This is a genomic window from Saccharothrix mutabilis subsp. mutabilis (genome assembly GCF_039521145.1).
Lineage (GTDB): Bacteria > Actinomycetota > Actinomycetes > Mycobacteriales > Pseudonocardiaceae > Actinosynnema > Actinosynnema mutabilis.
On the sequence record NZ_BAAABU010000017.1, the window covers coordinates 29,941 to 47,853 of the forward strand.

At 75.5% G+C, this 17,913-nt stretch carries 14 protein-coding genes; 8 read left to right on the forward strand and 6 right to left on the reverse strand.

Annotated features, from left to right (window positions below; all coding sequences use genetic code 11):
• Positions 1 to 70: 70 nt before the first annotated feature.
• The 4 genes from ABD126_RS28095 (at position 71) to ABD126_RS28110 (ending at position 6,451) form a co-directional block, all read left to right on the forward strand.
• Positions 71 to 763, forward strand: a complete 693-nt coding sequence (locus ABD126_RS28095) for a MerR family transcriptional regulator (protein ID WP_343936972.1) — start codon at positions 71 to 73, stop codon at positions 761 to 763.
• Between the two features lie 165 nt (positions 764 to 928).
• On the forward strand, positions 929 to 5,587 hold the full coding sequence (locus ABD126_RS28100) for a hypothetical protein (RefSeq protein WP_343936973.1): 4,659 nt from the start codon (positions 929 to 931) through the stop codon (positions 5,585 to 5,587).
• Positions 5,526 to 6,008: a hypothetical protein gene (locus tag ABD126_RS28105; RefSeq protein WP_343936974.1), complete on the forward strand. Its 483-nt coding sequence runs from the start codon at positions 5,526 to 5,528 to the stop codon at positions 6,006 to 6,008. The genes ABD126_RS28100 and ABD126_RS28105 overlap by 62 nt, the downstream gene beginning before the upstream one ends.
• A 5-nt stretch (positions 6,009 to 6,013) precedes the next feature.
• Positions 6,014 to 6,451, forward strand: coding sequence for a hypothetical protein (locus tag ABD126_RS28110; protein WP_343936975.1), 438 nt, complete (start codon positions 6,014 to 6,016; stop codon positions 6,449 to 6,451).
• A gap of 67 nt (positions 6,452 to 6,518) precedes the next feature.
• Here the strand turns inward: ABD126_RS28110 and ABD126_RS28115 are convergent, their stop codons facing one another.
• Both ABD126_RS28115 and ABD126_RS28120 read right to left on the reverse strand, forming a co-directional pair.
• Positions 6,519 to 6,680, reverse strand: a complete 162-nt coding sequence (locus ABD126_RS28115; RefSeq protein WP_343936976.1) for a hypothetical protein — start codon at positions 6,678 to 6,680, stop codon at positions 6,519 to 6,521.
• A complete protein-coding gene (locus ABD126_RS28120) occupies positions 6,677 to 7,006 on the reverse strand; it encodes a hypothetical protein (RefSeq protein WP_343936977.1) in 330 nt (109 codons plus the stop codon). Before ABD126_RS28120 ends, ABD126_RS28115 begins: the two co-directional genes overlap by 4 nt.
• 196 nt (positions 7,007 to 7,202) lie before the next feature.
• Between ABD126_RS28120 and ABD126_RS28125 the strand changes: the two genes are divergently transcribed.
• Both ABD126_RS28125 and ABD126_RS28130 read left to right on the forward strand, forming a co-directional pair.
• Positions 7,203 to 8,255, forward strand: coding sequence for a carboxylate-amine ligase (locus tag ABD126_RS28125; RefSeq protein ID WP_425542895.1), 1,053 nt, complete (start codon positions 7,203 to 7,205; stop codon positions 8,253 to 8,255).
• Positions 8,252 to 9,247, forward strand: coding sequence for an iron-containing redox enzyme family protein (locus ABD126_RS28130; RefSeq protein WP_343936979.1), 996 nt, complete (start codon positions 8,252 to 8,254; stop codon positions 9,245 to 9,247). The genes ABD126_RS28125 and ABD126_RS28130 overlap by 4 nt, the downstream gene beginning before the upstream one ends.
• A gap of 81 nt (positions 9,248 to 9,328) precedes the next feature.
• Here ABD126_RS28130 and ABD126_RS28135 read toward each other — a convergent pair whose 3' ends face one another.
• From ABD126_RS28135 to ABD126_RS28145, 3 genes are all read right to left on the reverse strand, one after another.
• A complete protein-coding gene (locus ABD126_RS28135; RefSeq protein WP_343936980.1) occupies positions 9,329 to 9,976 on the reverse strand; it encodes a HemK2/MTQ2 family protein methyltransferase in 648 nt (215 codons plus the stop codon).
• A gap of 87 nt (positions 9,977 to 10,063) precedes the next feature.
• Positions 10,064 to 11,647, reverse strand: a complete 1,584-nt coding sequence (locus ABD126_RS28140) for a PP2C family protein-serine/threonine phosphatase (RefSeq protein WP_343936981.1) — start codon at positions 11,645 to 11,647, stop codon at positions 10,064 to 10,066.
• 181 nt (positions 11,648 to 11,828) lie between these two features.
• Positions 11,829 to 12,569, reverse strand: coding sequence for a GAF and ANTAR domain-containing protein (locus ABD126_RS28145; RefSeq protein WP_343936982.1), 741 nt, complete (start codon positions 12,567 to 12,569; stop codon positions 11,829 to 11,831).
• A gap of 211 nt (positions 12,570 to 12,780) precedes the next feature.
• Between ABD126_RS28145 and ABD126_RS28150 the strand changes: the two genes are divergently transcribed.
• Positions 12,781 to 13,926, forward strand: a complete 1,146-nt coding sequence (locus ABD126_RS28150; RefSeq protein ID WP_343936983.1) for a glycosyltransferase family 4 protein — start codon at positions 12,781 to 12,783, stop codon at positions 13,924 to 13,926.
• Here the strand turns inward: ABD126_RS28150 and ABD126_RS28155 are convergent.
• Positions 13,923 to 15,053 (reverse strand): S8 family peptidase, encoded by a 1,131-nt coding sequence (locus ABD126_RS28155; RefSeq protein ID WP_343936984.1) that lies wholly within the window; start codon positions 15,051 to 15,053, stop codon positions 13,923 to 13,925. The two genes, ABD126_RS28150 and ABD126_RS28155, sit on opposite strands and share 4 nt — an antisense overlap.
• Before the next feature lie 74 nt (positions 15,054 to 15,127).
• Here ABD126_RS28155 and ABD126_RS28160 point away from each other — a divergent pair, with 74 nt between their 5' ends.
• Positions 15,128 to 17,737, forward strand: coding sequence for a CHAT domain-containing protein (locus tag ABD126_RS28160; protein WP_343936985.1), 2,610 nt, complete (start codon positions 15,128 to 15,130; stop codon positions 17,735 to 17,737).
• Positions 17,738 to 17,913 lie beyond the last annotated feature (176 nt).

The following is a 17,913-nucleotide window of genomic DNA, read 5'->3' on the forward strand; positions in this document are numbered from 1 at the left end:
CGCTATCGTTGAAGTTTCGATGGAAACTTGAGCTGGGTTTCGTGGTCGGAAGCTTCAAACGGAGGTGGAAGTGCGGCCGGTCGACCTGGCCCGCGAGCACGGGCTGTCCACCCAGGCGGTCCGCAACTACGAGGACGAGGGCGTGCTGCCGCCCGCCGAGCGCAGCGACACCGGGTACCGGCGCTACACGGCCGTGCACGCGCAGGCGTTGCGGGCTTTCCTGGCGTTGCGCGGCGGGCACGGGCACCAGCGGGCGATGGAGATCATGCGGGCGGTCAACCGGGGCGACCGGGAGTCCGCCTACCGGCTCGTCGACAGCGCGCACGTCTCGCTGCTGGACGAACGCGCCACCAGGACCGAGGTCGCGACCGCGTTGGACAGCCTGTCCACCACCGATCCGGTCGCGGTCGGCCGCCCGTTGACCGTGGGGGAGTTGGCGCGGCGGCTGGAGGTGCACCCGGCGACCCTGCGGACGTGGGAGGTCGCCGGAATCCTGCACCCCGAGCGCGACCGGGTCACGGAGTACCGGTTGTACGGGCCGGAGTGCGTGCGCGATGCCGAGATCGCGAGGCAGTTGCGGCGGGGCGGGTACTCGTTGCACCAGGTGGCGCAGTTCCTGTCGTCGCTGCGCGAGGCGGGCGGGCCGGCCGCGTTGACCGCTTTCCTGGCGTCGTGGCAGGTGAGGTTGACCGCGCGCAGCCGGAACCTCCTCGCCGGTGCGGCCCGGTTGGACGCGTACCTGACCCTGCTCGACCGGGCGTAACGCGTGTCCGTGCGGGTCGGGACCCACTAGGCTGGTCTTGTGACGATCGTTACGCCGCTCGGGTTACGCGGCGGGGAACCGTTCGTGTCATTTTGCGTCTGAGGGTCGAAGACGCCTGGTGTTGTCGAAGGCCGGTCTGGGTGGACCGCGGTGGGGGAGTGCACGGTGACGGGGTCGAACGATCTGGTGGTCCAGCCGGACGCTGCGCCGGGTGGGGTGTTCAACGCCGGCACCGGTGACAACGGGTGGGCGACCGGTGTTTCCATCGCGGAGTCGGCGATGGACACGTTCAACGGGATCAAGGACGGCAACTGGATCGAGGCCGGCCTGGGGATGGTCGGTCTCGCCGCGGATGCGGCGGCGATGGCGATCGATCCGTTCGGGACGTTGATGTCGTCGGCGGCGTCGTTCCTGATGGAGCACGTTCAGCCGTTGAAGGACATGCTGGACTGGCTGGCCGGCAATCCGCCGGTGATCGAGTCGTACGCGGCGACGTGGGGGAAGGTTTCCGAGGAGTTCGGGTCGATCGCCGAGGACTACAAGGCTGCCGTCGCGCGCGGGACCGCCGGGTGGGGTGGTGCGGCGGCGGCGCAGTACCTGACCAACGCGTCGGCGCATGGTGACGCCTTGGCGGGTGCGGCGTCGGCGGCCGGGACGGTGGGCACGGTCGTCGGGATGATGGGCATGGTGGTCGGGTTCGTGCGCGAGATGGTGCGCGACCTGATCGCCGATCTGGTCGGGAAGCTGATCGCCTGGGTGTTGGAGGCGGTGTTCTCGCTGGGGTTCGGCACCCCGGTGATCGTGGCGCAGGCGGTCACGGCGATCTCGAAGTGGGCGGCGAAGATCGCGAAGATCATCCAGGACTTGTTGAACACCATCAAGAAGGTCTCGCCGATGCTGAAGCGTCTGGTCGAGGTGTTCGAGAAGGTGATGAAGGTCCTGGGCAAGATCGCCGGCAAGGCGACGGGTCTGGACGTGCTGGACCCGAAGAACATCAAGAAGGGTGGTTTCCTCCAGACCGGCAAGGCCGACGTGGACACCCCCAACGGCTCCACCGGCACCGGCTCTGGTGACGGCGACGGCTCCAGCCCCGGCGACGGCGACAGCACCGGCGACGGCAACAGTCCCGGCAACGGCGACCCCGACACTCCCACCCCGTCCAACCGCCCCGGCGAAGGCACGACCAACACCGCAAGCACCCCGACCCCCACCGACACCCCACGCCCGGGCCGCACCGACCCCGGCGACACCACCCCGACCGGCACTCCGCGCCCGGGCCGGGACCCGGGTGGCAACAGCCCGGACTCCGACCAGCCACGCGGGTTGGGCGAGCACCGCGGCGGCCCGGGCGGTAACTCCCCGGTGGGCGAGACACGCGGCGGGCCGGGCGGGAACTCCCCGAGCAGCGACTACCGCCCCGCTCCGGGCGGCACCCCCGTGGGCGAGCACCGAGGCGGCCCCGGCGGCCAGCCTTCCCCCGGCTACAACAGCACCCCCGGCGGCGGCCCCGGCAGCGGTCCCGGCGGCGGTGGCACGCCCAGCGGCCAGGCCGGTGCGCCCGGCGGCGGTGGCACCCCCGGCGGCTACAACGGCGCGCCCGGTGGCGGCGGCGGCACTCCCGGCGGCTACAGCAGCGGCCCCGGCGGCGGTCCTGGCGGCGGCGGCTCGCCCGGCGGCGGTGGTGGCGGTTCGTACAGCGGTGGCGGCCCGAACGCCGGCAACCCGCCCAACGCCCCCACCCCCACCCGCTACGACCACACCTCGGCCGCAGCCGCGACCCCGGACGCCCCGGCCCGCCCGGACCAGCCCCACACACCCACCAGCCCCGGCCCGCACAACCCGACCGGCCCGACCGGCGGTGCCCCCACCGGCACACCCGGCGGCGGCATGCCCGGCACCACCCCCGGCGGCGGCCCCAGCAGCCCGGGCAGCGGCGCACCCGGCGGCGCCGGCCCGCGCCCCGGCGGCACAGGCGGCTGGACCGGAACCCCCGGCACCCGCGGCGACCTGGGCTCCGGCATCCCGCACGCCCGAACCCCGGAACCTCCCCGCACACCGACCTCCCCACACCACACACCCCCGAGCCACACCACCCCCAGCCACGCCGGCCCGCCGCACGCCGGCCCCGCTCACGCTGGCCCGCCTCACTCCGGCCCCACCCCGAGCCACGCCGGCCCGGGCCACCCCGGCACGCCCCACACCGGCCCGAGCCACGCCAACCCACCGCACACCGGCCCAAGCCACTCCGGCCCACCTCACGCGGGCCCCAGCCATGCCGGCCCGCCGCACAATGGCCCGGCCAACAACGGCCCCGGCCGCCCGAACGCAGGCCCGCCGCACGCCAACCCGCCGCACGCAGGCCCTCCGCACGCAGGTCCGGCCCGCCCCGGCCCAGGCCCGAACCCGCCGCACCACGGCCCCACGGCCCCCGGCGCACCCCACAACCGCCCCGGCCCGATCCACAACGGACCACCCCACGCCGGCCCCCACACCCCAGGCCGCCCCGACGCGCCCCACGCACCCGGCCGCCCGGACGCGCCACACACCCCAACCCGCCCCGACGCGCCGCACACGTCGAACGCACCGGGCCGCCCCGACGCACCGCACACGCTGAGTCGCCCGGACACGCAGAGCCGTCCCGACGCGCCCCACGACCCCAAGCCGTGGACACCCCCACACCGCGACCCCGACACCAGCCACCCGGACAGCACCAACCCGGACAAAACAGACAACCCGAACACTCCCGACACCACCCCCGACACCACCCCGGACCGCACGCCGGACATCGACGAGGCGCACGCCCGGCACGGTGAGACCACCCCCTCGGGCATCTCCCACCACCGCGGCGACCCCGACATGGGCGACCTGCCCCACCGCGTCCCCCACGACCCCCGCTACTTCACCGCCGACGTCCACATCACCCCCGACGGACGCGCCCGCATCGGCAACCACACCTACACCCCCGAGCAATACGGCGACCTGCTGCGCCGCAACGGCTGGGACGGCAAAACCCCCATCCGCCTCATCGGCTGCGACGCCGGCACCAACGACTTCGCCCGCCGCCTGTCCCACCACACCGGCGCCGACGTCCTCGCCCCCACCAAACCCGCCTGGACCGACAGCAAAGGCCGCGTCTACACCAGCGACGCCGAAATCGGACCCGACGGCAACCGCCAACCCAAAATCCCACCCAACGGCGAATGGGAAACCCACCGCCCCGACGGCACAAAAACCAAGACAAGCCAGGACGGCTACGTCCCCGGCACCCCCGACCACCACCGCACCAACCACACCGACGCCGACGACGCCCGCGACCGCATGGCCAAGCCGGTCAAGGCCGTCACCGACTCCCCGGACTACGACCGGACCCCGCAGCACCAGACCACCTGGGACCCGCCGCGCCAACCCAACGGCGACCCGTTGCCCGAGGTGGCGTTGGAGGTCCCGCCGGGCACCCGGGTGTCCGACTTCAACGGCGGCGACCCGCTCCAGCCCAACTCGCGGATGGTCGTCACCGACAGCGACGGCAACCCGCGCGGCGTCTTCTACACCGACGCCGACCGCAACATCACCCACGTCGAGACCTCCCTGCCCAACAAGGGTTTCGGCACCGACCCGTACGTCGCGCCGACCAACCCCGACCTGGACAAGCCCGTCCCGGGCGCGGTGTACCGGCTCGACCTCGGCCACAACTTCAACCACGTCTACGAAGCGCCGGTGCCGCACACCCGCGGGCCGTCCGGGCCCGAGCCCGACGCCACCGCGCCGCCGCCGCGCGACCCGGCGGAGCCCGCGCCGGTGCACCCGCCGCAGCGGTTCGACGGGTTCGACTCGGGCAACGCCCCGGCCGCGGTCGACTGGGACCCGCCGGGCAACGCCGACGGCCACTACACGACGGCGGACCCGGTCCGGGACTACGACGTGCGCACCGACGGGCCGTTCTCGCTCAAGGGGCCGCTCGACCGGCACACGCGCTACGACGTGTACGACAAGAACGGCGACTGGCACGGCACGTTCTACACCGACGGGGACGGAAACTTCTCGCACGTGCACACGTGGTCGGGCAACCAGGAGCACGGCTTCAACCCCGAGCTGGGCACCGGCCGGACGTGGAGCGACCAACGGGACGTGCCGCGCCCCAACACCATCTACGCGGTGGGGCCGAAGCACATGGAGAACCACGGCATGGACCCGCGCGAGCCCCGGCAGCTCTACCGGACCGACGAGCACGGCGACACCATCGCGGCCAGCGGCAAGCCCGACTACCCGCCCGCCGGCACCAGTGCCGCGGCGCACTGGGGTCCGCGGCGCGGCGAGGGCGGCATCGACAACGACGGCAAGCTCCAGACCGATGTCGGCCAGATCGCGACCGGCGGCCAGGGCCCCGGCTCCACCCACCTGCCCGGCGAGCTGGACCAGAAGTCCAAGCCGCTCAACGAGCAGAAGTGGTACCGGTTCGCGGGCGGCCACCTCGTCTCCTACGAGGCCGGTGGTCCCGGCGAGCGGATCAACCACGTGCCGCAGTGGGCCTACGAGAACAGCAACTGGAAGCTGAGCGAGCGCCCGACCAGCGACTCCTGGCGCGCCATGGAGAACGACCTCACCAAGATGGGCCAGCAACGGGGCGTGAACGTCGACCGGTTCGACGTGTGGGCCGAGCGCCAGACGCCGGACCGGCACACGCCCGACGCCCTGCACGCGCGGTGGACGCTGTCCACGGACAACCCGCCCCTGGTGCGCACCGAAGGAAGGTCATTCCACAATGTCCCCGAACAGGCCCGACACCCCAACTTCCGCACCCCGCCACCGGCGGGAACCCCGTGAGGAAGGCGAACGGCTGCTGCACCGGGTCGGGTTCGACCTGGTCGCGGCGGCCCCGGAGGGCTGGCACCGCATCGACCTGAAGTACTGGGGCAACGTCCACTACGGACACTCGACGCTGACCGTGCTGCGGCCCGGCGGCCAGGCCGTGGCGGTGGACCTGCCGCCGACGGTCGAGCCCGCGCTGCGCGAGCTGCGCGACCTGATGTACGAGCCGGGCGCCGGCACGTGGTTCTCCCTGCGCTACACGGTGGACCCGCCGCAGGAGTACCGGGTGCTGTTCAACTTCGACCGCGACCCGCGCTGGTCCCCGGACCTCCCGGTCGAGGCGTGGGCGAACGACCAGGCCACCTACCCGCGCGCCCCGGAGCACGTCCCCGAGTGGCTGCGGGCGCGGCTGTCCGACACGAGTGAGGGATACTGACGCGCATGACCGAACCACTCAGCCTCGAAGCGCAGGGCGAGGTCCTGGCCGGGATCACCGAACGGCTGGTGTTCGACCTGCCCGCGGGGTGGAGCCACCTCCAGCTCGTGTACGCGGCGGTGGGCGAGTACGTCGCGTTCTCCGGCCTGCTGCGCATGGAGAACGGCGGCCTGTACGGGTGGGTCCCGCCGGACGACGACGTGAAGGAGCGGTTCGCCGCGCTGCGCGCCGGCATGGCCCGCCCGGACCGCGGCACGTGGTTCCAGGCCACCCTCCGCCTCGACTACCCGGACCAGTACTCGGTGGACTACAACCGCACCGACCTGCCCGACTTCGGCACGCCGCCGCCCGCCGAGGCCTACGCCCGGGAGCTCGAACTGTTCCCGCGCGCGGAGGAGCACACGCCGTCCTGGCTGCGCGACGGCGCGTCCTCCGGCGGCTGACGGCAGCGCCCGGCTTCCCGCGCGTCGGCGTCGGGGCGGAGCATCGCCCGCTCCGCCCCTGACCGGCTCAGTCGGGCGGCTCGACGGTCCCGGCCTCCTCGTCGGTGTCCTGGGTGGTCGGTGTCTCGCGGGTCACCGCCGGCACCTCGACGTCCAGGTCCTCCAGGCGCGGGGTGCCCGGGGACGGGGGCGGGTCCGGGTTCAGCGGCGCGTCGCCGGGTTCGGTCATGCCGGACGGTTACCCCGCCGCCGCCGGGTTGAAGCCGCTGCGCCGCCCGCCGGGCTCCGGTTCGGGGCCAGTTGGCCGAGCGCGGCGGTCAGCAGGATGCGCGCTTCCAGCAGTTCGCCGTACCGGAGGTGCTCGCAGGCGGCGTCCACGCACGCCTGAGCCGCTCCCGGCAGGCCTTCGTCACCCTGGTGGGTGGACTTGAGCGCCTCGACCAGGCGGAGGTGCGCGGAGCGCGCGCACGTGGCCGGGTCGTGGGGTGGGCAGGTCTCGCTCAACGCGGTGCGGATCGCGCGATCCACCGCGTCGACCAGCTCCGAAACGCTCATCGCCGAACTCATCCGCCATCGCCGCCTCGGGCCACCCCGCGGACCCGCGCCGCGGGGCGCACCCGGCGGGTTCCCGGGCCGGTGACCCGCCAATCCCACCCGCACGGGCGGTCGCGGTTCGTCACGGGCGGGGCCGGGTATCGACCGGTCAGGGGACGACCGAAGGAGGCTCGTGCTGGACCGGCCCGGTTCGACGATGGGTGTGGAGGAGGAGTTCCTCCTCGTGGACGCCGAGACCCGGCGGCCCGTGCCGTGCGCGGACGACGTGCTGGCGCGGGTGGGCGGCCTGCGCGCCGGGCGGGTGCACGGCGAGCTGCACGCCACGCAGGTCGAGTTCGCCAGCGGCGTGTGCACCACCGCCGGGCAGCTCGCCGACCAGCTCACCGCGGGCCAGCGCGCGCTCGACCGGGCGGCCCGGGACGTGGGCGCGCTGCTCGTCCCGGCCGGCGCGCCGGTGCTCGGGGCGACCCCGCCGCCCCGCCGGGACCAGGAGCGGTTCCGGCGGATCACCGACCTCTACGGCGGCCAGGTCGCCGACTACCAGTGCTGCGGCTGCCACGTGCACGTCGGCGTGCCGGACCGGGACACCGCCGTGGCCGTGGTGAACCACCTGCGCCCGTGGCTGCCGACGCTGCTGGCCCTGTCGGTGAACTCGCCGTTCGCGCACGGCCGGGACACCGGGTTCGGCAGTTGGCGCATGGTCGAGCAGTCCCGGTTCCCCGGCTCGGGCGTGCCGCCGCGGTTCGGGTCGGCCGACGAGTACGACGCCGCCGTGGCGCGCCTGGTGGACTGCGGGGTGGTGGTGGACGCCGGCATGAGCTTCTGGCTGGCGCGCCTGTCCGCGAAGTACCCGACCGTGGAGGTGCGGGCGGCCGACACCGCCGCGTGCGTCGAGGCGGCCGTGGCGCAGGCCGTGCTGACCCGGGCGCTGGTGGACCGGGCGCTGGCCGACCTGGCGGCGGGCCGGGAGGGTCCGGTGCTGGACGACCAGGTGCTGGCCGCCGCCGTGTGGACGGCCGCCCGGTACGGGCTGGACGGTCCGGGCGTCGATCCCCGGCGCGGGGTGCGGGTCCCGGCGACCGACCTGGTCACCGCGCTGGTCCGGCACGCCGGGCTGCCGGACGTGCCGCGCGGGGACGGCGGCGCGCGGTTGCAGCGGCGGGCGGCGGCCGGGGGACTGGTCGCTGTGGTGGACGCCCTCGCGCGGGCGTGCATCGGCGGCGGCGGAGGGGGTAACCCGCCGTCGTGACCCTGGCCTTGGAGATCCCCGTCCTCCCGGCCGCGCGCGGACCGGTGTCCGCCGCGGTGGTGGAGGCGTTGCGCGCCGACCCGCCGGCCGCCGACCTGCCGCTGGAGCAGGCCGGCGCCGCCGACCCGTACGGCGAGGACCTGCACCTCGCCCTGCACGTCCTCTACGAGCTGCACTACCGCGGCTGGCGGGACGTCTCACCCGAGTGGGAGTGGGAGCCGGAGCTGCTGCGGCTGCGCGCCGAGCTGGAGCGGGTGTTCCGCGCCGCGCTGGAGGCCGACCTGGCCGACCGGGTGGACCTGGCCGACGCCCTGGACGACCTGCTGGTGGAACCGGTGGACGGCGCCGGGGTCAGCCACTTCCTGCGCGACCGCGGCGAGTGGTGGCAGATGCGCGAGTACCTCGTGCACCGGTCGGTCTACCACCTCAAGGAGGCCGACCCGCACGCGTGGGTGATCCCGCGCCTGTCCGGCAAGGCCAAGGCGGCCCTGGTGGCCGTGGAGTTCGACGAGTTCGGCGGCGGGCGCGGCGACCGGATGCACTCCCAGCTCTACGCCCGGCTGCTCGCCGGCGCGGGCCTGGCCACCGGCTACCTGCACTACCTGGAGCACGTGCCCGCGCCGATGCTGGCCGCGGTCAACCTGATGTCGTTGTGCGGCCTGCACCAGGGCCTGCGCGGGGCGCTGGTGGGCCACTTCGCCGCCGCCGAGATCACCACCGCGCCCAGCGCCGCCCGCATGGCCAAGGCGCTGACCCGGATGAACGCCCACCCCGACTGCGTCGAGTTCTTCACCGAGCACATCGAGGCCGACGCGGTGCACGAGCAGGTGATGCGGCACGACGTGGTGGGCGACCTGGTGGCGCGGGAACCGGCGCTGGCCGGGTCGGTCGTGTTCGGCATCCGGGCCACCGAGCTGCTGGAGCAGCGCCTGGCCGACCACCTGCTGGGCGCGTGGGACGCCGGGCACAGCTCCCTGCTGCGCCCCCTGTGACGTGGTCCGGCCCCGGGTGACGGTGCGGCGCCGGGTGACGTGGTGCGGGGGCCGGGTCCGCGCGGTGCGGACCCGGCGCCCTCACGCCGCGTCCGCCCGCACCACCACGAGTTCTTCCTGGTCCCGCCCGGGTTCGACGAAACCCTTGGCGCGCAACCACTCCGCCCGCCCGCGCAGCACCGGTCCGAACGGGACCACCCGCCGCGCCACCACCGCCGCCTTCAGCCCGCCGCCGCGCAGCTGGTGCAGCGTCCGGTCCTCATCGGCCAGTGCGGAGTGGACGATGAACGCCATCCCCTTGTCCGCCAGCAACAACGGCAGCACCGCGCACAGCCGGTCCAGCACCGACCGCCCGTCCGGCCCGGCGTCCCAGGCGACGGCCCGGCCGCGCTCGGGCGTGCTCGGCGCGGGGACGTAGGGCGGGTTGGCCAGCACCACGTCGTACGTGCCGGCGCCCACCAGGTCGCCGAAGTCGCCGCGCCGCACGCGGATCGGCACGCCGCGGACCCGGGCGTTGCACCACGCCGCGACCACCGCGCGTCTGCTGCGGTCCACGGCCGTCACCTCGCGCGCCCCCGCGAGTCCTGCCAGGACGCCCAGCACCCCGGTGCCGGTGCAGACGTCCAGCACCCGTGCCCCCTCGGGCACGCCGGCGACGGAAAGGGCCTCCGCCGCCAGCCACGTGTCCTCCTGCGGGCGGTACACCCCAGGCGGTCTCCACAGCCACATGGACGGAAGGTTCCCCAGCCCGGACGACCGAAACGGACTCGGCGGCGACGGACCCGACCCGGTGACATCAGTGTCTACTGTGGACGGTCACGGGAGGATGCGGTCCGGGTGGGCCCAGCGGGCGAGCAGGACGGCCGCGTCGTCGCGCAGCGTGCCGCCCTGGTGCGCCAGCACGGCCCTGACCAGCCGGCGGGCGGTCTCCGGGGGCGGGTTGCCGGCGGCGGCCTCGCGGCGCAGGAAGTCCACCAGGCGCGGCTCGCCGAACGGTGTGCCGCCGGCGTCGCTCGCCCCGGTGACGCCGTCGGTGTAGAGCACCAGCCAGTCGTCCGGCCGCAGCACCTCCTCACCGACGGCCACCTCGTCCAGCCCGCTCCCGAGCGGGCGGCAACCGCCCCCGGCCAGCGGGAAGCCGCCCTGCCCGCCGCGCAGCACCAGCGGGCGGGGGTGGCCCGCGTTGAGGTAGCTCAGCCGACCGGTGGCCAGGTCCAGCTCAACCAGGACGGCGGTGGCCGAGACGTCCCCGCCGAACTGGCGGCGCAACGTCTCGTCCATCGTGCGGGCCTGCTCGACCAGCCCCAGGCCCGCGTGGCGGGCGCTGCGGTGCGCGGAGAGGGCGGCGGCGGCGACCAGGCCGCTGCGCACGTCCCGGCCGTCGGCGTCGAGCACGACCAGGGTGGCGGTGGTCTCGGAGAGGGCGTAGTCGAACGCGTCGCCGCTCACGCTGTGCCGGGGCTCCAGCACGCCGGAGACGACGAAGCTGTCCACGCCCGCGGTCAGCGGCGGCAGCAGCGACCAGATCAGTTCGGCGTTGACCGTGCGCTTCTCGGGCCGTCGCGTGCGGTCCACGCCGTCGCCGTACTGGGACAGCAGGGTCACCAGGTGGCCGAGCAGCATCGACAGCCACCGGCACTGGGTGCGCAGGCCCGGGTCGTGCAGGTCGTCCCCGTCCTCGACCTCGACCTCCAGCACGCCCAGCCGCTCCGCGCCGTCCAGCAGCGGCACCCACAGCCGGGGGCCGCCCGGCCCCTCCGCCGGGAAGATCCGCACCTGCTGGTAGGCGCGGCCGGCCAGGGTGGTGTCCACCTCCAGCGCCTCGGTCGGGCCGGGCAGGGTGGTGTCCGCGTCCAGCGCCTCGGCGCGGCCGGGCAGGGTGGTGTCCGCGTCCTCCAGCGCCTCGGCGGGGCCGGTCGGCCGGCCCGGGAAGGCCATGGGGCGCAGCAGGCGCTGCTCGTAGTCGACCAGGCGCACGGTGATGGTCACGCCGAGCGCCTTGGCGGCGGCCTCCGCGACGGCGGGCAGCCGGTCCGGCGGGGCCAGTTCGCTGCCCTCCAGCAGCCGGACCAGGGCGGCGAAGGGCTCGCTGCGCGGCGTGCTGTCGCGGTAGGGGCGGCTGTAGCCGGCGCGGTGCGCCCAGGCCAGCTCGTCCAGGCGCTCGTTGACCGCGTGGGCGAGCACGTCGCGCTCCAGCGGGGCCAGTCCGCCCAGGCCGTGCACGTAGGCGTCCACGTCGAGGAACCCGGCCTCGCCGCCCAGCCCGAAGTACCGCAGCCACAGCTCCTCGGTGGACAGCTCGGAGCGCTGCCAGGCCTGGACGAGGCTGCGTTGCTGTTCGGCGGCGCGGTCGGCGGCGTGGTCCGGGGGTCGCCCGTGGGCGGCGTGGTCTTCGTTCATGGTGCGGTCACCGTTCGGCACGGTCGGGCGAGGACCGCGGACCGCCTGAGGTCCGCTCGTCGGCCGGGGGCGGGGCCGGTGGTCGGGACGTCGGGGGACATCGGCCGCACCACTCGCTCCGCCTCCGCTGTACCCCACCGGCTTACCCCCGAGATCGCTTTCTCAACCGCGGGGGAGGTGATCAGCGGTCGTCACTCGGTCGGGTCGGGAGTTCGCCGGTCCGGGTGAGCTGTTCGGCGATGTCGCGCAGCTTGGAGTTGGTGAGCTGGCTGGCCCGCGCGAGCACGGCGAACGCCTGGTCGGCGGTGAGCTTGTGGCGCTCCATCAGGATGCCCTTGGCCTGCCCGATCAAGTCGCGGGTGCGCACCGCCTCGCCCAGGTGCTCGCGTTGCTGGGCGGTGGCCAGGGCGATGGCCGAGTGCCCGGCGAACAGGCTGCCGACGTGCTCGGACTCGTCGTCGAACGCGTGGGCCCGCGCGGCGTAGAGGTTGAGCGCGCCGAGGTCGTCGTCCTGCACGAACAGCTGGAACGACAGCATGGACCCCACGTCCAGCTGAGCCGCCCGCGTCGCGAACGCGGGCCACCGGGGCTCGTGGGCCAGGTCGGGCACCGAGACGATCTTCTCCTCGTAGAGAGCCGCCAGGCACGGGCCCTGCCCGGTGTCGTACTGGACCTGGTCGACGTCGTGGGGCAGTTCGCCGGTCGCGGCGACGGTCCGCACCTCCCGCCGGCCCAGCACCGACATGATCCCGGCGTGCTCGGCGCCCGGCACGGTGCCCACGGCGGCGCGCACGATGGCGTCCATCGTGTCCTGCTCGCCGCCCTGTTGCTGCAGGAGCCGGGCGATGGAGGTCAGGTGGGTCGCCAGGTCCGCGCCGTCGGTGCGCAGCGGCCCGGTCCCGGGTGGGATGTGGTCGGCCATGGGTCGCCTTCCGTCCGTGGTTCGGCGGGCGTTCGCGCGTACGCCCCGTGGTTACCCGTGCGCGGCGTCCCAACCACGTCGTCGGGTGCGGGCACTCTGAGTGGCGGACCCGCTCACCCCTGGGTACGGTCGGTGACCAAGGGTTGAACAGGCAGCCTGTCGAACGACCGCGGACGGCCGGGAACGAGCGTCGCGGACGGTTCGCCGCAGGGTGTCCGTTCCCGCCGACCACCGCCGCCCCGCCGCCCGCGGTCGCCGGAGCGAGACCGGGGTGGAAACCGTGCGCATCGCTGTCGTGGCCCTGCGGACCGGCTTGACGGGCCGGCCGGCGGCCCTGACCGAAGGGCTGTCCAGCCTGGGCCACCGGGTCGCGGTCTACTCGGACACGCCGTCGCGCCCCGGGTGCGTGCGAACGCCGACCGACCTGGACGAGTGCGTCCGCGTGCTGGAGCGGCACTGGTCGGAAGACCCGCCGGACGTGGTGCACGCCCACGACTGGACCTCGGGGGTCGCGGCCCTGTTGGCGGTGCGCGGGCTGGGCGTCCCGGTGGTGCAGAGCTGCCACGACCTGGGCGTCCGGCTGCGGCGCACCGGGGTGGCCGTGCACCCGAAGCGGGTGGCGTTCGAACGCATGGTGGTCCGGCAGGCGGCGCACGTGCTGGCCCACGGCCGCGTGGACCCGGCGGACCTGCTGCGCATGGGCGTGCCCCGGCCGAACCTGACCACCATGCCCGACATGGTCGACGTGGACCGCTTCACCCCCGACGGCCCCGGCGACACCCGCCGCCTGCGGCACCGCCTGGTCTCGGTGGGCCCGCTCCGCCCGACCTCGGGCCTGGACGAGGTGGTCGGCGCGCTGTCCGCGGTGCCCGACGCCGAGTTGGTGGTGGTCGGCGGCCGTGCCCCGGGCGCGGGCGCGGAGGCGCACCGGCTCGCCGCGCTCGCCCACGCCCACGGCGTGCGCTCCCGGGTCCGCCTGGCCACCGACCTGCCGGAGCGGGCCCTGCCCCGCCTGCTGCGGTCGGCGGACCTGGTGGTCGGCACCGCGGCGGGCCCGGGCGTGCTGGAGGCGATGGCGTGCGGCGTGCCGGTCGTGGCCCCGGCCACGAGCAGGGCGGCGGACCTGGTGGTGGACGGCGTGACCGGTGTGGTCGTGCCGGGCGACGACCGCCCCGCCCTGGTCCGCGCGGTGCGGCGCCTGCTGGTCAGCCCGGCCCTGCGCGACGCCTACGGCACCGCCGGCGCCGACCGCGCCCGGACCTGCTACAGCCCGAGCTGCGTGGCGGAGAAGACCACCCGCGTCTACGCCGCGGTCACCAGCCGCCGCCCGCACCTCGCCCCGCTGGGGGCTCGTTAGCGCGGGCGGACCAGGGGGCAGACCTGCTCGCCGTTGACGTGGTGGACCCTGATCTTGTTCGGCGCCCCGGTGTCCTCGGGTTCGTCCTTCAGCGCCGCCCAGGCCTCCCTCGCGGTGATCCGGCTCTCCGCCATCACCGCCGCCAGGCGTCCGGTCACCGTCGCGGCGGCGAAGGACGTGCCGCTCCACCGCGCCCAACCCGTGAACGGGCGGTCGTCGTGGCGGCAGGTGGTGGGGTAGCCCGGGACGAAGTACGGGCCCGTCCGGTCCACCCCGTCCGAGTACGCCGAGACCCACGGGCCGTGGTTGCTGAACGTCGCCACGGTCGCCGGGTCGTTGCCGACGACCTGCGCCGCGCCCACCGCGACCACCTCGGCGTGGTGCTCGCCCAGGGTCAGCGCCGCCGGGTACACGACCTGGGTCGAGCCGCGGTTGCCCGCCGCCGCCACGACCACCACGTGGTCCGGCAGGCTCAGCAGGGCGTCCTCGATGGCCAGGGGCGGCGTGTCTTCCCACGTGTGGCCGGAGAAGGACAGGTTGATCAGCTGCGCGCCCTGCTCGCCCAGCGTGGTGATGGCGTGGGCGACGGCCAGGTCCTCGATGTCGCCGGTGCTCCTGTCCACCACGCCTTTCATGATCACCTCGGCGTGCGGGGCCTCCCGGAGGATCAGGCCCGCGACGAAGGTGCCGTGGCCGTCCGAGCCGGTGGGGTTGCCGTCGCGGTCGGGCACGACCGGGTCGATGTCCTCCGGCGTGGAGGTGACGCGGCCGTCGAGGTAGGGGTGCGGGGCGCCGTCGTGGCGGGTGATGCCCGTGTCGACCACGCCGACCTTCACCCGGTCGCCGGACCGGAGCGGCGGCAGGTCCTCCAGGAAGTCCTCGGTGCACCTCGGGCGCAGGGAACCCCAGATGATCCGGTCGCTGGTGTAGAGGTGGTTCGGGGACACGCGCCGGGACGACAGGGCGGCGAGCTGGTCCGGGACGGGGGTCCGGCCGCCGGTGAACAGTCGGGTCCGGCCGGCGCCGCCGGCCTCGCGGTAGCCGGCTGCGGCCAGGGGCGCGGTCACCGCGTCACAATCGTCGGCATGGACCAGCAGTTCGCCGGGCCGGTAGCGGTAGTCGGGCATCCGGTGGCTCCTTCGGACGTGGTGGACCGGTTGGTGATGCCGGGCCGCCGCCCGCTGATACCCCGGTAGCGCCCATGGAAGCACTGGCCACGGCGAACCGCGCCGCAGATCTCGCGTTCGGCGACCCGGCGCGGGCCCGCGCGCTCGCCGAGGCCGCGCGGGCGGCGGCGGGCGGGGACGTCGAGGCGGTCGCGGTGGCCGAGCAGGCGTTGGGGCTCGCGGCGCTGTCGGTGGGCCGGCTGACCGACGCGGAACGCCACCTGCGGGCCGCGGTCGGGTCGGCGGACGCGGCCCGGTTGACGCAGGTCGCGGCCAAGGCGCGCGGGGTGCTCGGCTACGTGCTCACGTTGACCGGCCGGACGGCCGAGGGGCTGCGCGAGATGGACCGCGCGACACCTGCGCTGAGCGGCCCGGCGGCGGCGCGGCTGGCGATGCAGCGGGCCGTGGTGCTGACCGAGGTGGGGCGGTTCCCGGACGCGGCGGCGGTGTTCGCGGCGGCGCTGGAGACGTTGGGGCGGTCCGGCGGGGACGACCTGATCGAGGCCACCATCCGCAACAACCGGGCGATCCTGCTCGCTCGCCTGGGTGACTGGCGGGGCGCGGAGGACGACCTGCGGCGGGCGGAGGAGGTCTTCACCGCCACCGGCCACGGTGGCCGGACCGCGATGGTCTACCAGAACCGGGGCCTGGCCGCGTCCGTGCGCGGTGACGTCCCGGCCGCCCTGGCGGCCTACGACGAGGCGGCGCGGCGGTACCGGGCGGCGGGCACCGACCCTGGCCTGCTGCCGGTGGAACGCGCCGAGGTGCTGCTGTCGGTGCGGCTGGTCGCGGAGGCGCGGGCGGCGGCGGACGCGGCGGTGGCGCACTACGCGGGCCGGCGCAACGCCGTGGACCTGGTGCAGGCCCGGTTGCTGTCGGCGAAGGTCGCGCTGGTCGAGGGCGACCCGGCGGCGGCGTTGGCGGAGGCGGTGCGGGCGCGGCGCTCGGCGGCCCGGCAGGGGCGGCCGGGGTGGGCGGCGCTCGCGGCGTACCTGGTGCTGCGGGCGCGGTGGGCGCTGGGGGAGCGGGACGCGGCGGTGCTGCGGTCGGGTGCCCGGGCGGTGGCCGCGCTGACGGCGGCGGGCTGGCTGGTCGCGGCGCTGGACGCGCGGCTGATCGTGGCGCGGCTGGCGGTGGAGACGGGCCGGTGGGCGGTGGCGCGGCGGGAGTTGACGGTCGCGATCCGGGCCGGGCGGGGCGGTCCGGCGGAGGTGCGGGCGCGGGCGTGGCACGCGATGGCGTTGCTGCGCCTGGGCGACGGCGACCGGCGGGGCGCGGACGCCGCGTTGCGGGCCGGGGTGCGGGTGCTCGACCGGTTCCGCGCGAGCCTGGGCGCCACCGAGCTGCGCGCGCACGCCTCCGGGCACGCCGACGAGCTGACCGGGCTGGGGCTGCGGCTCGCCGTCGAACGGGGCCGGCCGGAGTCCGTGCTGCGCTGGGCGGAACGCCGCCGGGCGTGGGCGTCGCGACTGCGCCCGGCCCGACCGCCCGACGACGCCGAGCTGGCCGCCGACCTGGCCCGCCTGCGCCAGGTCGCGGTGGACCTCGCCACGAGCACCGACCCGCGCCCGTTGCTGCGCCGGCAGGCCGAGCTGGAGCGGTCGGTGCGCAACCGGGCCCGGCACGCGGCCGGGGCCGTCGCGCCCGACGCCGACACGCTGCCGTCCGTGCGGCGCTTGAGCGCGGCGTTGGGCGCGTCGGTCCTGGTGGAGTACCTGGATCTCGCGGGCCGCCTGTACGCCGTGGTGGTCGCCGACGGCCGGACTAGCCTGCACCCGCTGGGCGCGCTGGACGGCGTGGCCGGGGCGGTGGCCGACCTGCGTTTCGCCTTGCGCCACTTGGCCTACCAGCCGCGCGCGCACCGCCGGTTCACCGAGCTGGTGGACCGGACCGCGCGCCGGCTGGACGCGGACCTGGTGGCGCCGCTGCTCCCGACGATCGGCGACCGGCCGCTGGTGGTCGTGCCGACCGGTCCGCTGCACGACCTGCCGTGGCCGGTCCTGCCGACCTGCCGCGCCCGCCCGCTGTCGGTGACCCCGTCCGCCGCCCTGTGGCACCGCGCCACCACCGCGGACCGGGGCGCCGGGGACGAGCGGGTGGTGGTGTCGGGGCCGGACCTGCCGCACGCCGCCGCGGAAGCCGCCGCCCTGGCCCGCCGCCACCCCACCGCCCGCCACCTGGCGGGCCCCGACGCGCGCGTGGACGACGTGGTCGCCGCCTTGGACGGCGCGGCCCTGGGCCACATCGCCGCCCACGGCCGGTTCCGCGCCGACAACCCGCTGTTCTCCGAGCTGCGCCTGGCCGACGGCCCGCTCACCGCCCACGACCTGGCCCGCCTGACCCGCCCGCCGCGCCGGATCGTGCTGTCCGCGTGCGACTCCGGCCGGTCCGCCGTGCACCCGGGCGACGAGGTGCTGGGCCTGGCGTCGGTCCTGCTCGCCCTCGGCACGACCACCCTGGTGGCCACGGTCGTCCCGGTGCCGGACGAAGCCAGCCGCCCCCTGATGCTGCGCTTGCACGCCCTGCTCGACGCCGGCCACCCGCCCGCCCACGCCCTGGCCGAGGCGCGCCGCGCCCTGTCCGACGAAGGCCCGCCGTCGCACCGCGTGGCCGCCGTCGGGTTCGTGTGCTTCGGCGCGGGCTGAGCCGACCCGGCGGGATCTCTGCGCGCGCGAGGAGTCCGCCCGCCGCCGACCCGGGGTGCGGTGGTGTCCCGCTCGGTGGCTGCCGATCCGCCGCGCCAATCGCCGATCCGCCGCGCTGAGAGCCGGCCCGCCGCGCTGAGAGCCGGTCCGCTGCGCCGAGCACCCCGGCGGCGTCC